The 17,426-nt window shown below is 65.4% G+C and carries 16 protein-coding genes and 2 pseudogenes; 7 read left to right on the top strand and 11 right to left on the bottom strand.

What is annotated here, in order from left to right; translation table 11 throughout:
* The first annotated feature begins 14 nt into the window (after positions 1 to 14).
* Positions 15 to 1,004 (top strand): 2-hydroxyacid dehydrogenase, encoded by a 990-nt coding sequence (locus AC3WVS_RS16240; RefSeq protein WP_492319483.1) that lies wholly within the window; start codon positions 15 to 17, stop codon positions 1,002 to 1,004.
* A 15-nt stretch (positions 1,005 to 1,019) separates the two neighbouring features.
* On the opposite strand, the gene AC3WVS_RS16235 is transcribed toward AC3WVS_RS16240, so the two are convergent.
* Positions 1,020 to 1,982, bottom strand: coding sequence for a tripartite tricarboxylate transporter substrate binding protein (locus tag AC3WVS_RS16235; protein WP_492319482.1), 963 nt, complete (start codon positions 1,980 to 1,982; stop codon positions 1,020 to 1,022).
* Between the two features lie 36 nt (positions 1,983 to 2,018).
* Here AC3WVS_RS16235 and AC3WVS_RS16230 point away from each other — a divergent pair.
* A pseudogene (locus AC3WVS_RS16230) lies at positions 2,019 to 2,248 on the top strand (biotin carboxylase N-terminal domain-containing protein); the annotation flags it as partial.
* 150 nt (positions 2,249 to 2,398) lie between these two features.
* On the opposite strand, the gene AC3WVS_RS16225 reads toward AC3WVS_RS16230, so the two are convergent.
* The 5 genes and pseudogenes from AC3WVS_RS16225 to AC3WVS_RS16205 all read right to left on the bottom strand — a co-directional run bounded on the left by AC3WVS_RS16225 (position 2,399) and on the right by AC3WVS_RS16205 (position 7,015).
* A complete protein-coding gene (locus AC3WVS_RS16225; RefSeq protein WP_492319610.1) occupies positions 2,399 to 2,899 on the bottom strand; it encodes a DUF6496 domain-containing protein in 501 nt (166 codons plus the stop codon).
* Between the two features lie 375 nt (positions 2,900 to 3,274).
* Positions 3,275 to 4,435 carry an acyl-CoA dehydrogenase family protein gene (locus AC3WVS_RS16220; protein ID WP_492319481.1) on the bottom strand — a complete coding sequence of 387 codons (1,161 nt, stop codon included), beginning with the start codon at positions 4,433 to 4,435 and terminating at the stop codon, positions 3,275 to 3,277.
* Positions 4,436 to 4,461: 26 nt separating this feature from the next.
* The gene (locus AC3WVS_RS16215) at positions 4,462 to 5,310 is read right to left on the bottom strand and encodes an HTD2 family dehydratase (RefSeq protein ID WP_492319609.1); all 849 of its coding nucleotides are present in this window, start codon (positions 5,308 to 5,310) and stop codon (positions 4,462 to 4,464) included.
* Between the two features lie 195 nt (positions 5,311 to 5,505).
* A pseudogene (locus tag AC3WVS_RS16210) lies at positions 5,506 to 5,742 on the bottom strand (aldolase/citrate lyase family protein); the annotation flags it as partial.
* Positions 5,743 to 5,836: 94 nt separating this feature from the next.
* Complete coding sequence (locus tag AC3WVS_RS16205; RefSeq protein WP_492319480.1) at positions 5,837 to 7,015, bottom strand: CaiB/BaiF CoA transferase family protein; 1,179 nt, start codon at positions 7,013 to 7,015, stop codon at positions 5,837 to 5,839.
* Between the two features lie 223 nt (positions 7,016 to 7,238).
* Between AC3WVS_RS16205 and AC3WVS_RS16200 the strand changes: the two genes are divergently transcribed.
* The gene (locus AC3WVS_RS16200) at positions 7,239 to 8,162 is read left to right on the top strand and encodes a LysR family transcriptional regulator (protein WP_492319479.1); all 924 of its coding nucleotides are present in this window, start codon (positions 7,239 to 7,241) and stop codon (positions 8,160 to 8,162) included.
* A 56-nt stretch (positions 8,163 to 8,218) separates the two neighbouring features.
* Here the strand turns inward: AC3WVS_RS16200 and AC3WVS_RS16195 are convergent, their stop codons facing one another.
* From AC3WVS_RS16195 to AC3WVS_RS16185, 3 genes are read right to left on the bottom strand one after another with little or no spacing between them, the layout of a single operon-like run.
* Complete coding sequence (locus AC3WVS_RS16195; protein ID WP_492319478.1) at positions 8,219 to 9,688, bottom strand: aldehyde dehydrogenase; 1,470 nt, start codon at positions 9,686 to 9,688, stop codon at positions 8,219 to 8,221.
* Positions 9,689 to 9,720: 32 nt separating this feature from the next.
* On the bottom strand, positions 9,721 to 10,317 hold the full coding sequence (locus AC3WVS_RS16190; protein WP_492319477.1) for a thiamine pyrophosphate-dependent enzyme: 597 nt from the start codon (positions 10,315 to 10,317) through the stop codon (positions 9,721 to 9,723).
* 4 nt (positions 10,318 to 10,321) lie between these two features.
* On the bottom strand, positions 10,322 to 10,855 hold the full coding sequence (locus AC3WVS_RS16185; protein WP_492319608.1) for a phosphonopyruvate decarboxylase: 534 nt from the start codon (positions 10,853 to 10,855) through the stop codon (positions 10,322 to 10,324).
* A 134-nt stretch (positions 10,856 to 10,989) separates the two neighbouring features.
* Between AC3WVS_RS16185 and AC3WVS_RS16180 the strand changes: the two genes are divergently transcribed.
* Positions 10,990 to 11,919 carry a LysR family transcriptional regulator gene (locus tag AC3WVS_RS16180; protein WP_492319476.1) on the top strand — a complete coding sequence of 310 codons (930 nt, stop codon included), beginning with the start codon at positions 10,990 to 10,992 and terminating at the stop codon, positions 11,917 to 11,919.
* Positions 11,920 to 11,937: 18 nt separating this feature from the next.
* Here the strand turns inward: AC3WVS_RS16180 and AC3WVS_RS16175 are convergent, their stop codons facing one another.
* Together AC3WVS_RS16175 and AC3WVS_RS16170 are read right to left on the bottom strand one after the other, a co-directional pair.
* The gene (locus AC3WVS_RS16175) at positions 11,938 to 12,951 is read right to left on the bottom strand and encodes a Bug family tripartite tricarboxylate transporter substrate binding protein (RefSeq protein WP_492319475.1); all 1,014 of its coding nucleotides are present in this window, start codon (positions 12,949 to 12,951) and stop codon (positions 11,938 to 11,940) included.
* 226 nt (positions 12,952 to 13,177) lie between these two features.
* Positions 13,178 to 14,158: a tripartite tricarboxylate transporter substrate-binding protein gene (locus tag AC3WVS_RS16170; protein ID WP_492319474.1), complete on the bottom strand. Its 981-nt coding sequence runs from the start codon at positions 14,156 to 14,158 to the stop codon at positions 13,178 to 13,180.
* Between the two features lie 517 nt (positions 14,159 to 14,675).
* Between AC3WVS_RS16170 and AC3WVS_RS16165 the strand changes: the two genes are divergently transcribed.
* Genes AC3WVS_RS16165 through AC3WVS_RS16155 form a run of 3 tightly spaced genes read left to right on the top strand, consistent with a single transcriptional unit; the run spans position 14,676 to position 17,425 of the window.
* Positions 14,676 to 15,671: a Bug family tripartite tricarboxylate transporter substrate binding protein gene (locus tag AC3WVS_RS16165; protein WP_492319473.1), complete on the top strand. Its 996-nt coding sequence runs from the start codon at positions 14,676 to 14,678 to the stop codon at positions 15,669 to 15,671.
* 38 nt (positions 15,672 to 15,709) lie between these two features.
* A complete protein-coding gene (locus AC3WVS_RS16160) occupies positions 15,710 to 17,065 on the top strand; it encodes an acyclic terpene utilization AtuA family protein (RefSeq protein WP_492319472.1) in 1,356 nt (451 codons plus the stop codon).
* 9 nt (positions 17,066 to 17,074) lie between these two features.
* Positions 17,075 to 17,425: an AtuA-related protein gene (locus AC3WVS_RS16155; protein WP_492319471.1), complete on the top strand. Its 351-nt coding sequence runs from the start codon at positions 17,075 to 17,077 to the stop codon at positions 17,423 to 17,425.
* Position 17,426 lies beyond the last annotated feature (1 nt).

The following is a 17,426-nucleotide window of genomic DNA, read 5'->3' as shown; positions in this document are numbered from 1 at the left end:
TGCAAGGATTACCCATGCGCAAGAATGTCCTGGTGTTCCGCCCGATTCCTGACGACCTGCTCGCCAGGATCGAGTCGGAACACGATGTGATCGTGGCCGACCCGCGCCAGCCCGCACAACGGCCGGCCTTCCGCGCCGCGCTGGCCAACGCCCACGGCCTGATCGGCTCCAGCGTGAAGCTGAGCGCGGCGGAACTGGCCGAAGCGGGCCAGTTGGAGGTGATCTCGAGTATTTCGGTGGGGGTCGACAACTACGACCTCCCCTGCCTGCACCGGCGCGGCATCACCCTGTGCCACACGCCCGGCGTACTCACCGAGACCACCGCCGACACCGTCTTCGCGCTCATCATGGCCACGAGCCGTCGGCTGGTCGAACTGGCGGCCCACGTGAGCGAAGGCCGCTGGACTGCCAATATCGGTGAAAACCTGTTCGGCTGGGACGTGCACGGCAAGATCCTGGCGATCCTGGGCTTCGGGCGCATCGGCCAGGCCGTGGCACGCCGCGCGGCGCTCGGCTTCGGCATGGAGGTGCTCTATGTCAACGAGACCGCAGCGGAACCGTCCGACCTGGCGGGACGCGCAGCCCGCACGGAACTCGACAATGCCTTGCGGCGCGCCGATATCGTCGCCGTCACGCTGCCCCTGACCGACAGCACGCGCGGCCTGATGGGCCGCCGCGAGTTCGCGCTGATGAAGCCGGGCGCCATCTTCGTCAACGGCGCGCGCGGCCAGATCGTGCAGGAAGACGCGCTGCTTGCGGCGCTCGACAGCGGCCACCTGCGCGCCGCCGGGCTGGACGTCTTCGCCACCGAGCCCCTGCCGCAGGATTCACCGCTGCGCAGCCATCCCAGGGTGACGGCCCTGCCCCATATCGGCTCGGCCACGCATGAGACCCGGCGCGCCATGGCTGAACTCGCCACGCGCAACCTGCTGGACGCGCTCGCCGGGCGGCAGCCCGCCGCGCGCTTCGACCTCGCGGCCTTCGCCGCCCGGGCAGCCGCCTGATGCGGACGCGCTGCCTCACTTGCGCAGGTTGGTCCTGGCAACCAGTGCCTTCATCACCGCGTTGTCTGCCGCGATCATCGCCTTGAAGGTCACGGCGTCGGCATAGGCAATCCCAAGGTTCTGCCGGCCCAGCGCCGCCACGAAGACAGGATCCGCCACCGCCTTGCGGCTGGCGGCCGCAAGGGTTTCGAGCACTTCAGATGGCGTGCCTTTGGGCGCGGCCAGTCCGCGCCATGTGCCGATCGAGAGATCGATACCGCGCTCACGCAGCGTCGGAACGTTCTCGAAGCCCCTGACCCGCTGTCCGGCCATCACCGCGAGCGTCTTCACCTTGCCTGCGGCCACATAGGCCGATACTTCGGCGGGACTGACGGCCACCGCGTCGATATGCCCGCCCATCAACGCCACCAGGGCCGGCGCCGCACCGGAGAACGGCACATGATTGAACCTGACGTGCGCCTTGTCCTCCAGCGCCGTCGCCGCCAGGTGCCAGATCGAGCCCGGGCCGGAGTTCCCGACCTGCACCTCCCCCGGGTGCGCCTTGGCAAATTCCAGGAACGCCTCGATGGTGCTCCAGCGCGAGTCGGCCTTGACCGTGATCGCGGACGGATCGGCATTCAGGCGCGCGATCGGCACCAGCGCGGCGGCGTCGAGGGTGGTCGGCCCGAGATGCGGGACGATCACGGCTTCGGCGATGATGATGCCAAGCTTGTAGCCATCGGGCTTGGCGCGGGCCACTTCCGTCATGCCGATTGCGCCGCTGGCACCCGGCTTGTTCACCACGGTCAGCGGCTGCGGCAGATACTTTCGCATGGCTTCGCTGAAGGCCCGCGCAACCGTGTCGGTACCACCGCCAGCCGTGCTTGGCACCACGAGTTCGACAGGATGATCCGGGTAGGGCGCCGCGGACGCCTGGCCGACGGCAGCAAGTGAGGCCAGCAGGGCGGCCATGGGAAACAGCTTGCGGGGCAATTGCATCTGTGGCTCTCAATTCAGGGGGGCGAAGAAGCTTATTCCGCGGGGGAAGCCTCGGACACACGACGTGAAAGACCATCGCATCCCGGGTATGGGTTCTTGTCCGAGAGCGCCCCGATTTTGCCGAAGCCGTTGGAAGGGACGGGTTGGTATGCATCGGGCCTACGGCGGCTTCGATCCGGCGCGTAGGCGACAAGGTCAGCGCCAAACGCGCCATGATCGAAGCCGGTGTCCCCGGCGTTCCGCGCTGCGAGGGCGCACTGGCAGATTCTACGCCAGCCCCTGGCCGAAGAGACCTACTCGCTGCTCGACCGCACAGTGAGAGTGGGTGGCTTACCTCCGTGTCGGTTCAGTGCGGTGAACGCCGGAGAGCGCCGCGTGCCAGGCGCGCAGCTTGCCGACAGCGGTACGCTGGTTGGCTAACGCGCTGACTCCTTCTTTGCCGCACGCGTGCGAGCGGCCTTGCGGGCCGCTTCGGAGCGACCGGCAGCACCCTTGGTGCTCGCCGCCTTCTTCGCCGCAGCCGAGCGATCGGTCGCGGTGCGCTTGCTTGCCGCGCTCTTGGCCTGGGCGGACAGCGCCTTGGGAGAAGCGCCGGCGGTGCTCTCGCGCTTGAGTGCCTTGAGCGCTGCCTCGGAGCGCTTGGCCGTGCTTTCTGAACTCGCGCGGCGCGGCGCAGCCTTGGCGGCGGCGGACTTGGTTTCCGCCTTGGTCGCGCCCTTCTTCGGCGGCACATCGACGCCGGCGCGGCGCGCCTCCGATAAGCCGATCGCTATGGCCTGCTTGGCCGAGCGCACGCCGTGCTTACCCTTGCGCACGGCTTCAATCTCGTCACGAACGAAATGGCCGGCCTGGGTGGTCGGCGACTTGCCTGCTCTCTTGTCTGCCCTGGCTTGGGCTATGCTCGATGCCCTTGGCATGGTCGTCTCCATGACAGCCGCGGTCATCCGGCACGGGCCATGGCAGATGCAATGTCCGCGGCGGCTGTTCAGGGCCCGCCATCTGCCGGCGGGTAAAAAAATCCCACGCAAATGTCGTTCCAGGCGTGCAACTGGCGCGCCGCCGCCACTCATAGAGGCAACGGTTGTACAGCTGCCTGCGCAATCCGCGCACCTTGCGCCAAATCTACCCTGCGAGACGCGGTCTACACCAGGCAACGCGGCCCCTGGAACTCGACTTCGTGCCATCCCTGGCCCTCACCCACCGCTCTCCCGCAAGCGGGAAAGGGAGCACACAATCGGTAATGCGGACTCCGTGAGGGGTCATGAGAGGCCAGAGGCCACTGAAGCAAACCCTCAGAACGACCGCGGCATCCCCAGGATATGCTCGCCGACGTAGGAAAGAATCAGGTTGGTCGAAATCGGCGCCACCTGGTAGAGCCGGGTCTCGCGGAACTTGCGCTCGACGTCGTACTCCGCCGCGAAGCCAAAGCCGCCGTGATATTGCAGGCAGGCGTTGGCCGCTTCCCACGACGCGTCCGCGGCCAGCAGCTTCGCCATATTGGCTTCGGCGCCGCAGGGCTGGTGCGCGTCGAACAGCTTCGCGGCCTTGAACCGCATCAGGTTGGCCGCTTCCACGTTGACGAAGGCCCTGGCGATAGGGAACTGCACGCCCTGGTTCTGGCCGATCGGCCGGCCGAAGACGATGCGCTCGTTGACGTACTTGGTCACCTTGTCGATAAACCAGTAGCCGTCGCCGATGCACTCGGCGGCGATCAGGGTGCGTTCGGCGTTGAGGCCATCCAGGATGTATTTGAAGCCCTTGCCTTCCTCGCCGATCAGGTTCTCCGCCGGAATCTCCAGGTTGTCGAAGAACAGCTCATTGGTCTCGTGGTTGACCATGTTGATGATGGGCTGCACCGTCAGCCCCTTGCCGATGGCCTCGCGCAGGTCCACCAGGAAGATCGACATGCCTTCGGACTTCTTCTTGCACTCGGCCAGCGGCGTGGTGCGGGCCAGCAGGATCATCAGGTCCGAATGCTGGACGCGCGAGATCCACACCTTCTGGCCGTTCACGACATACTTGTCGCCCTTGCGCACGGCAGTGGTCTTGATTTTGGTAGTGTCAGTGCCGGTGGTCGGCTCGGTCACCGCCATCGATTGCAGGCGCAGTTCGCCGCTGGCGATCTTGGGCAGGTACAGCTTCTTCTGTTCGGTGGAACCGTGGCGCAGCAGCGTGCCCATGTTGTACATCTGGCCGTGGCAGGCGCCAGAGTTGCCGCCGGCACGATTGATTTCTTCCATGATGACGGACGCCTGGGTCAGGCCCAGGCCCGAGCCGCCATACTCCTCCGGGATCAGCGCGGCCAACCAGCCGGCCTGGGTCAGCGCGTTAACGAATTCCTCGGGATAGCCCCGCACTTCGTCAACCTTTCGGAAGTACTCCGACGAGAACTGGCCGCACAGGTCGCGCACGGCTTCACGGATTTCCTGGTATTCATCGATTCTGTTCTGCACAGCCTTGTCTCCAACAACTTTTGGGGTTAGTTCAGTTCAGCCGTCGCGCTCATCGCGAGGGCGCCGTCTTCATGGCGGATCCACAGCTCGACGGTCTTGCCGTCCTCGCTGCGCTTGCCACAGACAAAAATGCGCTGGGGCACGAAGGTCGGCCGCACGCCTCGGAACGAGAAGCTCTTGACCACTGCATCCGGCAGGTTCTTGCGCACCAGTTCGAGCAGCAGCATCGCCTGCAGCGGACCGTGGACGATCAGGTCCGGGTAGTGCTCGACCGCGGTCACGTACTGCTTGTCGTAATGGATGCGATGGCCGTTGAAGGTCAGCGCGGAAAAGCGGAACAGCAGCACCGGGTCGGTCGCCACCTCGTGCACCCATTCTTCGCCCGTCGGCGCCGGCACCGGTTCCGGTGTGGGCGCGTTCGGCGATGCGTTCTCGCGGTAGACGATGTCGTGTTCTTCGGTAACCGCGAGTCCGTTGCCGCCGTAGTACTGGTGCTCGACCGTCACAAAGGCGAGCGAGCCGCTGCGTCCGGATTTGGCACTGACATCGAGGATGCGCGACACCTTGGAGGCGGCATCGCCGATACGCAGCGGCTGGTGGAACCACAGACGGCCGCCAGCCCACATGCGGCGCGGCAGCGGCACTGGCGGCAGGAAGCCGCCGCGGCTGGCGTGGCCATCGGAACCGATCTCGGATTGCCGGTGCAGCGGCAGGAAATAGAGCCAGTGCCAGAGCGGTGCAATGGCATCGCCGCGTACGGGCGCCGGGGCATCGTAGTCGAGAGTCGCCGCGAGTGCCTTGACGGGAAACGCTGTCACCTCGTCCTGGCTTTCGGTCGTCTTCCCAACCCATTCCTTCAACTTCACAACGTCCATCACGTCTCTCTGTGGTCTGATTGCCTGACGTCCACTATGCACGGTGCCGCCGCTGCTTCCAATTCGAAAGTTCGGAACGAGCCATTCGCTTCGACAGAAAGCATTGGGGGCCTGCCGCATTTCCGAATGCAGTGTTCGGTGCCTCAACCGGCCTGCTTCAGCAGGTCCGCAGCACGCGCGATCACGGAGGCAGGCGCGCATGTCATCCTCGAACCAGCGCGTCTGCGTGGCGTTGATGCGGACCAGGCCGGTGCCGCCGGCGTCCAGGTAGTCCGCCAGCAGTTGCCTGGCGCGGTCCTTGTCACTCTCGGACACGGCATCCTCCAGGTCCAGGATGACGCGATCGGCGCCCGCTGCGTGGGCCTTGGCAAAGCGCTCCGGCCGGTTGGCGGGAACGAAGAGGCAGGAACGGGCGATGGCGGTGGTGGTCATGGGAGCACTGTCTGGCAGATGGGCGAGCGCCTCCTCCGGCCCTCAGGTGACCGCGAAGAGGCGGAACAGGAACGGCCGCGGTCCGGCCGGGGGATCAGATGGCGCCTTCGGTACGCAGGCGCGACACGTCGTCGGCGGTGTAGCCGAGTTCGCGCAGGAGGCCTTCGCTGTGTTCGCCCAGGGCCGGGATCGCGTCCATGCGCGGCTCGAAGGCATTCGGCAGGCCGGGCGGCAACAGTGCGGGAATCACGCCCACGGGTGAGCTGACCGACGTCCACCGCTCGCGTGCCTTGAGCTGCGGGTGGTTCCAGACATCGCGCATATCGTTCATGCGGGCGTTGGCGATCTGGGCGCGCTCCAGGCTAGCGACCACCTGGTCGATGGTCAGTGCGGAGAAGACGTCGGTGATGATCTGCGTCAGCGCCTCGCGGCTCCTGGCGCGCAGGGAGTTGGTGACGAAGCGCGCGTCGGTGGCGAGCTCCGGCCGTTCCAGCACGACCCGGCAGAAGGCCTCCCACTCGCGCTCGTTCTGCAGGCCGAGGATGATGGTCTTGCCGTCGCCGGCCGTGAACGGGCCATAGGGGAAGATGGTCGCGTGCGAGGCGCCGGCGCGCGGCGGCGGCGTGGCGCCGTCGAAGGCGTAGTAAAGGGGGTAGCTCATCCACTCGACCATGCTTTCCAGCATCGATACGTCGATATGGGCGCCCTTGCCCGTCTTGCCGCGCTGCAGCAGCGCCGCCAGGATATTGGTGTACGCATACATGCCGGCGGCAATATCCGCGATCGAGCAGCCTGCCTTGGACGGGCTCTCCGGCGTGCCGGTGATGGAGACGAAGCCGGACTCCGCCTGGATCAGCAGGTCATAGGCCTTCTTGTCCCGGTAGGGGCCGTCGTTGCCATAGCCGGAGATATCGCAGACGACGATGCCCGGGTAGCGCTGCGACAGCGCTTCGTAGGACAGGCCCAGCCGGTCGGCGGCGCCCGGTGCCAGGTTCTGCACCAGCACGTCCGCCTTGTCGAGGATCTTCTGCAGGATGGCCGGCGCTTGCTGGTGTTTCAGGTCCAGCGCCAGGCTTTCCTTGGAGCGGTTGGTCCAGGCGAAGTGCGATGACATGCCATCCACCCGCTCGTCATAGCCGCGGGCAAAGTCGCCGACCCTGGGCCGCTCGACCTTGATCACGCGCGCGCCCAGGTCGGCGAGCTGGCGGGTACAGAACGGCGCAGCGATTGCATGCTCCAGGGAAACCACGGTAATGCCATCGAGGGGACGCATAGCAGCCTTTTCGGGGAAGATTGCGGTCGAACTGCCATGGCGGCAACGAACGACGGGAATTCTGTCGGCGATGCAATTCGCCTCTGAGCAAGTCTCGCAGCGACGCAGGCTTGGGTAAATCTCGTTTTCTCGAAGCAGCCGTTCGTCTGCGCCGAAAACACTGAAGACTTGCTGGTTTGCGACATATCTGACGCCTTGGTAAAGTTCAGCGGAAGGAGCACTTATGCATTTTGACTTTGCCGACCTGAGGCTGTTTGCACGCATCGCCGAGGAGGAAAACCTGTCGCGTGGGGCGCGCAAGGCATTTCTCTCGCCCGCCGCAGCGAGCGCGCGGCTCAAGGCGCTGGAGGACCAGCTAGGCACCCGTCTCTTCTATCGGGAAAGCAAGGGCCTTGCCCTGACCCCTGCCGGCGAGCGCCTGCTGCGGCATACCCGGGTGATCGAGCGCCAGTTCGAGCATGTCAAGAGCGAGTTCGAGGAATACGCCAAGGACTCGGTCGGTCATATCCGCATCTTCGCGAATACCACTGCGGTGACGGAGTTCATGCCGGAGGTGCTGGCGCGCTTTATGTCAGAGCGCCCCGCCGTCACCGTCGACCTGCAGGAACGCCTGACGCGGGATATCATCCGCGGCGTGCTGGACGGCAGCGCGGACCTTGGCATCATCTCCGGACCGGTGACCTCGGAAGGTCTGGAGGTCATCCATTTCAGTACCGACAAGCTGGTCCTGGCCACACCGGTCGGCCATCCGCTGACGCAGAAGGCGAACCTCGCTTTTGAAGACACGCTCGACTACGAGCATGTCAGCCTGCATGAAGGCAGCACCCTGCATGCCTTTCTTACCGAGCTGGTCCGCGACCAGCGGCGCAAGCTGCAGATCCGCATCCAGATCCGCAGCTTTGAAGCGATGTGCCGGATGATCGAGGCAGGCGTCGGCATTGGCGTGGTGCCGTTATCGGCCGCGTTGCGCCACCGGCAGACGATGAAAATCGAGATCATCGAGCTGCACGAACCGTGGGCGATCCGGGAGCGGGCGGTGATCGTGCGGGAACTGGAAGGGCTGCCGGGGTGCGCGAAGGCGTTGATCGATGAACTGATCGAGGTGGCGCAGGCAGCGGGCGGGAGCCCTGACAACGCGCTGTCATAATGCGTTTCAAACCGCTACCGGTTTGCTCCCCCGCCACAGCCTTCGGCAAGACACAATCAGCGGATCGTGAACGGATTGCCCGTGGCAGCCCCGGTGTTGATCCACACACTCTTGGTCTGCAGGTACGACTCGATCGCGGCAATACCGTTTTCCCGGCCGAGGCCCGAGTCCTTGTAGCCGCCGAACGGCGACATGAAGCTGACGGCGCGATAGGTGTTGACCCATACCGTGCCGGCCTGGATCTTCTCCGACATGCGGAAGGCGCGGCCGATATCCGAGGTCCAGACCCCGGCGCCAAGCCCATAGCAACTGTCATTGGCAATCGCGATGGCTTCGGCTTCGTCCCTGAACTTCAGGATGGACAGCACCGGTCCGAACACCTCCTCCTGCGCGATGCGCATCTTGGGCGAGACCCCGGCAAAGATGGTCGGCTCGACAAACCATCCGTCTCCGCAGGACGCCGGCTTGCCGCCGAGCAGCAGCTGCGCCCCTTCCTCCTGCGCGATCTGGATATACGACAGCACCTTTTCATACTGCGCGGGCGTCGTGACGGGCCCCACCTGCGTGGAGGCATTCATCGGGTTGCCGAGCTTTGCCGTGCCGGCCAGTGCCAGCAGCTTTTCGACAAAGACATCGTGGATGTCTTCCTGCAGCAGCAGCCGTGAACCGGCGATACAGGTCTGGCCGCTCGCGGCGAAGATGCCGGAGACGGCGCCGTTGACGGCGTCATCCAGGTTGGCATCGTTGAAAACGATGTTCGGCGACTTGCCGCCGAGCTCCAGGCTCACGTGCTTGAACTGCGCCGCACACTGCTGGTTGATCACGCGCCCGGTGGCGTCCGAACCGGTGAAGGTCACCTTCTTGACCAGCGGATGCGTCACCAGCGGCGAGCCCACCTCGGCGCCAAACCCGGTCACGACGTTGAATACGCCCGCGGGAAAGCCGGCTTCCTCGAACAGCAGCGCAAGCTCGAGCGCCGACACCGAGGTGAACTCCGACGGTTTCACCACCACGGTACATCCCGCCGCGAGAGCCGGCGCGATCTTCCACGCCAGCAGCATCAGCGGCGAGTTCCACGGCGTGATGGCGGCCACCACGCCCAGCGGTTCGCGCCGGGTGTAGTTGAAGTAGCCCTTCTTGTCGAGCGGAATGACCGTGCCTTCGATCTTGTCGGCCAGCCCGCCGAAGTAATAGAACCACTGCGGCAGGTACTTGAGCTGCGCGCCCATCTCCGCCAGCAGCTTGCCGTTGTCCTGCACCTCGAACTCGGCCAGCCGCTCGGCGTCCCTTGCGATCAGGTCACCGAGCTTGCGCAGCAAGGAGCCTCGTTGCGTCGCAGTCATCTCCGACCAGGGGCCCGAGCGGAACGCCTGGTCGGCCGCCTGCACGGCGCGGTCGATATCCGCTGCGGTGCCGCGGGCCACTTCGGCCCAGGTCTTGCCGGTAAAGGGATTCCGGGTTTCAAACCAGCGACCGTCGCTTGCATTGACGAAGGTGCCGTCGATGAACATTTGATACTGCTTCATGGCGCGATGCTGTCCGTGTTGGTGTTGGCAGATCAGAACGGTGCGAAGCCGAGATGCTCGCGGAAGCGGTTCTTGACGAAGGTGCCGTCGCGCGGCGGCAGGGCCCGCTGCGGCTCGTCGGTCGAGATGTAGACCTGCGCCACGGTCATGCCGTCTGCCTGCCTGATGGCTTGCGCGAGCTTGCCCAGCTCATCGATATCGGAGATCTCGAGCGTCGTCGGCACGCCGACCGCCTTCGCCACCTGGGCCAGGTTGGTCCCCAGGCTGGTGTGGCTCTGCTGCATGCCGGTCTCGCCGAAGTGGCCGTTATCGAGAATCACGATGTTCAGGTTCTTCTGCTGTTGCGCCGCCGCGGTGGCCAGGCTGCCGATGCCCATCAGCTGCTCGCCGTCGCCGGTGATGGCGATCACGGTCTTCTCAGGTTGTGCGATGGCAAGGCCGAGCGCCAGCGAGGTGGAACCGCCCATCGCGCCCCACAGATAGAAATTGCCGGGACGGTCGCCAGCGGCAAACACGTCGTACGAAGGCGAACCGAGGCCCGATACCAGGAGCGCGTCGGGAAATTGCTTCAGCAGTTCGGCAACGAACTTGCGGCGGTCGATGCCGGGCTTGGAGGTAGAGGTAGTCATAGGATCAGCGCATCCACTTTTTACGGCCGATAAGGCTCTGGGACAGGAGAACGGCAACGCGGTTGCCAGCATCGAAGGCGGAAACCAGACCGGCGTCGACCAGCTCGGCGGCTTCTTCCGGCGAGTTCACGCGATAGACCGTGATGCCCATCAACTCCAGCGCGCGCTGGGTGGCCAGGCCCATCGGGTTCTGCCAGGGATTGAACTCGGCGTACTCGCCGCGCATGGTCACCAGGGTGAAGAACGGGAACTTGCAGCTCTCCAGCAGCGAGAACATGTTCACGCAGTTGCCGACGCCGCTGCTCTGCATCAGCAGCACAGCGCGTTCGCCGCCCAGCCAGGCGCCGCTGACGACGCCCACGCCTTCTTCTTCGGTGGTGAGCACCACGTCGCGGATTTCGGGGTCGGCCTTGGCGCGTCGGATGACATGCGAGTGGCCGGCGTCGGGCACGTAGGCCACCTGGCGGATGCCGTTCTGTTTAAGGACCTGAAAGATGTCCTCTTGCCAGGCAAGAGACTCTGAGTTGTTTGTCGTCATGGTGCGCAAGTTATGAAAGGGGGAAAGCGGGGGACAACGTTTGCTATCATAGAGTTGACTAGCTGTAACCATGAAATACAATTAATTGATGCCTGCAATCACGAAGTTGAATGCCGGCCGGGGCCTCTACAGATATGGACATCAAGCAGCTTCGCGCCCTGTTAGCCATCGCCGAGACCGGCAGCGCCACCAAGGCGGCCGAACTCCTGCGCATCGTGCAGCCGGCGGTTTCCCGGCACGTGCGCCTGCTCGAGGAGGAACTCGGCGTCGAACTTTTCGAACGCGAGCGCCATGGCATGGTCCTGACCGACGCCGGCCGCACGCTGGTCGAATACGGCCGCAGGGCGCTGCAGGAACTCGATCGGGCCAAGGCGGAGATCAAGCCCGCGTCTGGCGCGATTTCAGGCACTGCGGTCATCGGGCTACTCCCAAGCACTTGCGAACTGCTGGCAGCGGAGCTGGTTGCCACGGTGAAGGCCAGGCATCCGCAACTGGTGGTACGTCTCAACGTCGGCTACGCGGGGAACCTGCTGCAGTGGCTCGAGGCTGGCGACGTGGAGGTCGCCCTGCTCTACGACACCAAGAGTTCTCCCGGCCTGCACGCCGAAGCACTGCTCGATGAACAGCTCTACCTGGTGGGACCCGCTGGCACGCTTGCGCCAGGCGAGGAACAAACCGTCGAGAGCTTCCGCGACCTGCCGCTGATCCTGCCTAACGCCCCGCACGGGCTGCGCAGCGTGGTCGAGCATGCCTGCGCGGTCGCCGGCTTCAGCCCCACGATCGCCGTCGAGACCAACTCCCTGGCCGTTCAGAAAAACCTGGTTGCCAAGGGCTTCGGCCACACCGTGCTCCCCAGCTCCGCCGTGTCTGAGGAGATGGAGGAAGGCATCCTTGCCGGCGCACCCATCGTGTCGCCCAACCTGTCGCGCCGCATCGTGCTGGCGCACGCGGCCACCCGCAGGCTGACACCCGCAGCCAGCTTCGTCTCCGCCGAGCTGGTGGCATTGATGAAGCGGCTGGTGCTCGACGGCGCATGGCCCGGTGCATCCTGGATCAGCGCCTGATACGGTGCCAGCGGCAGTTCAGTCCAGTTCGATGTTGGCGGCCTTGATGACCTCGGCCCACCGGCGCGTCTCAGCCTGGACAAACTTGCCCGCCTTGTCCGGGGTGGAATCGACGATGGGCTGCACGCCGATCTTTTCCATGCGCTGACGCACCTCCGGGTCCTTGACAGCCGTCTGCAAGGCAGCGCTCAGCTTTTCAATGACCGGGGCCGGCGTGCCCTTTGGCACCATCACCATATTCCACAGCGACGTTTCATAATTGGCGTAGCCCGCTTCCTTCATCGTCGGCACGTCCGGCAGCACGCTGGAACGCGTGGCAGTCGTGACCGCGAGCGCCTTCAGGCGGCCGGACTGGATCATGGGCGCAGCCGTCGACACGGCATCGGTGATGAGCTGGACGTCGCCGGAAATCACCGACTGGATCGCCTGGCTGGCGCCACGGAACGGAACGTGGGTGAGCTTCAGGTGCTCCTGGAATTGCAGCAACTCGACCGCCATATGGACGGCGCTACCCTTCCCTGCCGAACCGTAGCTGTACTTGCCAGGATTCTTCTTGATGTCCTCGACCAGTTCCTTCGCCGTGTTCGCCTTTACCGAAGGATTGACCGCCAGCACCATCGGCACCCCCGCGACCACAGATACCGGCACCAGCGCATTGACGGGGTCATACGGCAGCTTCTTGTAAAGCGTGGCGTTGATGGCGTGGGAACTGGTGCCGAACAACAGCGTGTAGCCATCCGCCGGACTCTTGGCCACCACATCGGTCGCAATGGTGCCGCCGGCACCCGCCTTGTTTTCCACCACGAGCGGCTGCCCGAGCAAGGCGCCGAGCTTGTTCGCCACGATGCGCGCCACCACGTCGGTGCTGCCGCCGGCGGCGAAGCCTACGACCAGGCGGACAGGATGGTCAGGGTAAGCAGCCTGGGCGTGCGCGCTGAACGAAATGAGCGCACCGATCCCCACTTGGGCAAGCAAGCGTTTCATGTCTCTTCCAGTTAGATAGTTTTGGTTGGGTGGCGCATTGCGCGTCAACACCCTTTGAGACGATGGTAGCGAGCAACCGTGGCGACGGTGAAATAGAAAATTCCGCTGCTGCTATCAAGGGCCGGCATGCCTGGGGCTTCTACTGCGGTGTTAACCCGAAGCTTGCTCAGCGGGCGCCGCGTAAACGCAAGTACGCCGCGCAGCCATCGCCACGCGGCGTACATTCAGGGTCCAACGGAACGCAAGCGCTGCCGCGCTTGCCGCCTGCAGGATGTCAGTCGGCCTCCACCTTCATCGTCTTCAGCAACGGCTGCCACTTGTCGCTTTCCGCCTGGAGCCAGGTGCGCAGCCCTTCCGGCGTCTGCTTGTCTACCGGAACAACCTCCGCACCCAGGTCGTCAAGCCGCTTGGCCACGGCAGGATCCTTCAGTGCCTGCTGCAGCGCCTTGGTCAGCCTGGCAGTGACCTCGGGCGGCGTGCCCTTGGGCGCATAGATCCCGTGCCAGACCTTCATCGAGAAGCCCTTCAGGCCGCCTTCCTGCAACGTCGGCGCATTGGGCAGCGCCTTGATGCGGCTCGGTGTCGTCACGCCATACAGCTTGACCCGGTTGGCGTTGATATGCGGCAGCGTCGAGGTGGTCTGGTCGCACAGCAGGTCCACCTGCCCGCCCAGCAATGCCGTCAGCGCGGGGCCGGTGCCCTGGTAGGGAATGGAGGTCATCTTGACTTTGACTGCCTCCTCGAACAGCAGGCCGCAAAGCTGCGAAACCGCGCCAAGGCCGGCATTGGCCAGCGAGACCTTCTCCTTGTTCTGCTGCACGTACTTGATCAGCTCGGCCGCGTTGGCCGGCGGCAGGTCCTTGCGGCCCAGCAGCGTCATCGGCACATCCGCCACCTGCCCGATGTACTCGAAGTCCTTCAAAGGGCTGAAGGAGAGCTTCTTGTACAGCGCCGGCGCCGTCGCCATGCCGTTGTGGTGGATCAGGATGGTGTAGCCGTCGCGCTGCGCCCGCGCCACAAATGCGGCAGCCACGGTGCCGCCGGCGCCGAGCTTGTTTTCCACGACAACGCTCTGCCCCAGATCCTTCGACATGGCCTGCCCAAGCGCCCGGGACACCACATCGGTCGGGCCTCCGGCCGAGAACGGCACCACCAGCGTAATCGGCTTGGACGGATAGGCATCCGCTGCCAACGCCCCCGCGGAAAGCGCCAGGCCGAGCGCCCCGCCCGTGACCCACTTCATACCGGCCAGCATGGCCCTGCTTGCTTGAACGCACATAGCACCGTCTCCATGTCGCCGGCGCGCTTATCGTGTCGCGCCGGTCGGTTTATCAAACAGGGCTAGAGTGGGGGATAGCGGCACCGGAGGGCAATCCGGATTTATCGAACGGGCCATACGGCCAGGCCGAACGCAGGCCGGCCGATCACCTGGTCTGGAACATCTGCCCGAAGTCGCAGGTCTCCCGGGCCAGCATGGCGATGGACGACACAAGCTTGCTGCGCTGGTCACTCTTGCAGATGACGGCATCCGCCTGCCACCATGGCGCATCTTCCGGCAGCAGGTCGAAGCTTCATGTTCAGCGCTCCATAGCCACGCGCCCACGGAGCTGGTCCGCCTGAAACCGCCTGAAACCGCCTGAAATTTTCATCCAGTGAAAATATGCGGCATTCGTTTGACGCTGTTTCGTACCGCTCCCTAAGATCTCCCACACAGAGTTTCCCTCGACGAAACCAGATGCGCGCGCACCGCCTCGCGCCCAGGAGACAACCCGATGCAGCGTCATTCCCGCCAGCGGCGCGCCGTAGTTGCGGCGCTCGCCACCCTGCCTGCCTTGTGCGCCTGGTCCGCACCGGCCTGCGCGGCAGAGGCCTTTCCTTCGCGTCCGATCCGGCTGGTGGTGCCCTTCACGCCCGGCGGCACCACTGACATCCTGGCGCGCCTGGTTGCGCAGAAGGCCGGCGAGGCGCTGGGCCAGCAGATCGTGGTCGACAACCGCCCGGGCGCGGGCGGCAACATCGGCGCCGAGGCCGTGGCGCGCAGTGCGGCTGACGGCTATACGCTACTGATGGGCACGTTGGGCACGCAGGTGACCAACCAGTTCATCTACCCGCGCATGCCGTATGACAGCACCCGGGACTTCGTGCCCGTGACGCTGGTCGCCAATTCCCCCAACGTGCTGCTTGTCAACAGCACGCTGAACGCCAGGTCGGTGGGCGAACTGGTGACGCTGGCCAGGCGCGAGCCGGGCAAGATCAACTATGCCTCGACCAGCACCGGCGGGTCGCCCCACCTGTCAGGCGAGTTGCTGAACATGATGGCGGGCGTCAGCATGCAGCACGTGCCGTACAAAGGGGCCGCCCCCGCCATGACGGACCTGCTCGCGGGCCAGGTCAACCTGATGTTCGACAACCTGCCGTCCGCGCTCGCCCAGATCCAGGCTGGCAAGGTGACGGCGCTGGCGGTCACCAGTGCCAGGCGGGCATCGGTGCTGCCTTCCGTGCCGACCGTGCGCGAGTCGGGGCTGCCGGGCTATGAAGTCAATTCCTGGTTCGGGCTGCTCGCGCCGGCCGGCACGCCGCCCGAGCGCGTGCGCCAGCTCCAGCAGGCCGTGGACAAGGTGCTGGCCACGCCTGACGTGCGCAAGCGCATCGAACAGCTTGGTGCCGAGCCGGGCGGCGAAGGCTCCGCCGCGTTCGCGGCGCAGATCAGGAGCGATACGGAAAAATGGTCGCGCGTGATCCAGACCGCCGGCATCAAGCCGCAATGACACCGCCCGGCAGCGCCAACCCCTGACACAGGACAACCATGACCAAGACCAACACCCTTCGCATCGGCTCGGGATCGGGCTGGTGGGGCGACCGCGTCGAGCCGGCCGAGCGTTCGGCGCGCCTGGGCAAGCTCGACTACCTGTGCTTCGAGACCATGGCCGAGGCCACGGTATCTGCCGCGCAGGTGCGCAAGCGGCGCGACCCGGCCTTCGCCGGCTACGACACCTATCTCGACGAACGCATGCGCGCAGTGCTGCCCCCGTGCATCGCCAATGGCACGCGCATCATCAGCAACCAGGGCTGGATTCATCCGCTCGGCGCTGCCCGGCGCGTGGCCGAGCTCTGCGAGGAACTGGGCCTGCCCGGTGTCAGGATCGCCGCGGTCACCACCACGGACCTGACCGGGAGCATCTGCGAGCTGGATCTCACCCTGCTGGAAAGCGGCGCACCGGTTTCCTCGCTGCGTGAAACCCTGATCAGCGCCGAACCATACGAAGGCGCCGAGCCGATCGTCGCCGCGTTGCGCGCGGGCGCGCAGATCGTGATCACCGGGCGCGTGGCCGACCCGTCGCTGTTCCTCGCGCCGATGATCCATCATTTCGGCTGGTCGCCGGACGATGTGACACGGCTTGCGCGCGGCAGCGCCATCGGCCATCTGCTCGAGTGCGGCGCGCAGGTGACGGGGGGATATTTCGGCGACCCCGGCTACAAGGATGTGCCGGAACCATGGAACCTGGCTTTCCCGATCGCCGAGGTGGAGGCCGACGGCAGCGCCGTGATCGGCAAGGTGGATGGCAGCGGCGGGCGCATCGACCTGCAGACGGTCAAGGAGCAGATGTTCTATGAAGTCCACGACCCGCGCCGCTACATCACGCCGGACGTGGTGGTCGACTTCTCGACCGCGGTGCTCGAACAGGTGGGGCCGGACCGCGTGCGCATCAGCGGCGTGAGCGGGCAGCCGCGCACCGATACGCTCAAGGTGTCGCTGGGCTGCACCGAAGGGCATATCGGCGAAGACATGTTCTTCTACGCGGGACCGGGTTGCCTGGAAAAGGCCAGGCTGGCCAAACGCATCCTCCAAGCGCGCTTTGCCATGGCAAGGTTGCAGGCGGATGAGGTGCGCATCGACTTCCTCGGCGTCAACGCCGTGCACGGCGCGGCCTCGCCCGAGCCTGCCTGCGAGCCCAACGAAATCGCGGTCCGCGTCGCCGCGCGCACCCGCACGCGCGAAGAAGCCGCCAAGGTCGGCCGCGAGATCGACAGCATGGCGGTCTGCGGCCTGGCCTCCACCGGCAAGCGCGTGCCGCACCAGGAGCGCACGCGCGAGATCATCGGCGTCTGGTCGGCGCTGGTGCCGCGCGCATTGATCACCTCCCAGGTCCACTATCTCTGAGGATTCGCCATGCGTGTACCACTGCGACGTCTCGCACACAGCCGCTCCGGCGACAAGGGCAATACTTCGAACACGGCGGTCATCGCCTACGCGCCGGAGTTCTACCCGCATATCAAGGCCCAGCTGACGGCACCCGCGTTCAAGGCGCTGTACGGCACGCTGCTCACGGGCGCGGTCACGCGCCATGAAGTGGATGGGCTGCAGGTGCTCAACTTCGTCGCGGAGGGCGCGCTCGGCGGCGGTGTGTCGCGCAGCCTCGCGATCGACAACTACGGCAAGGCGCTGGCCAGTGCCGTGCTGCGTTTCGAAGTCGAGATACCTGACGCGCTGGCCGGCCTGCTGCGCGGGCCGGCGTCATAGG

This window comes from Cupriavidus sp. CPT47-8839-RL05A (assembly GCF_058792255.1).
This window is presented reverse-complemented; position numbering and strand designations above follow the sequence as displayed.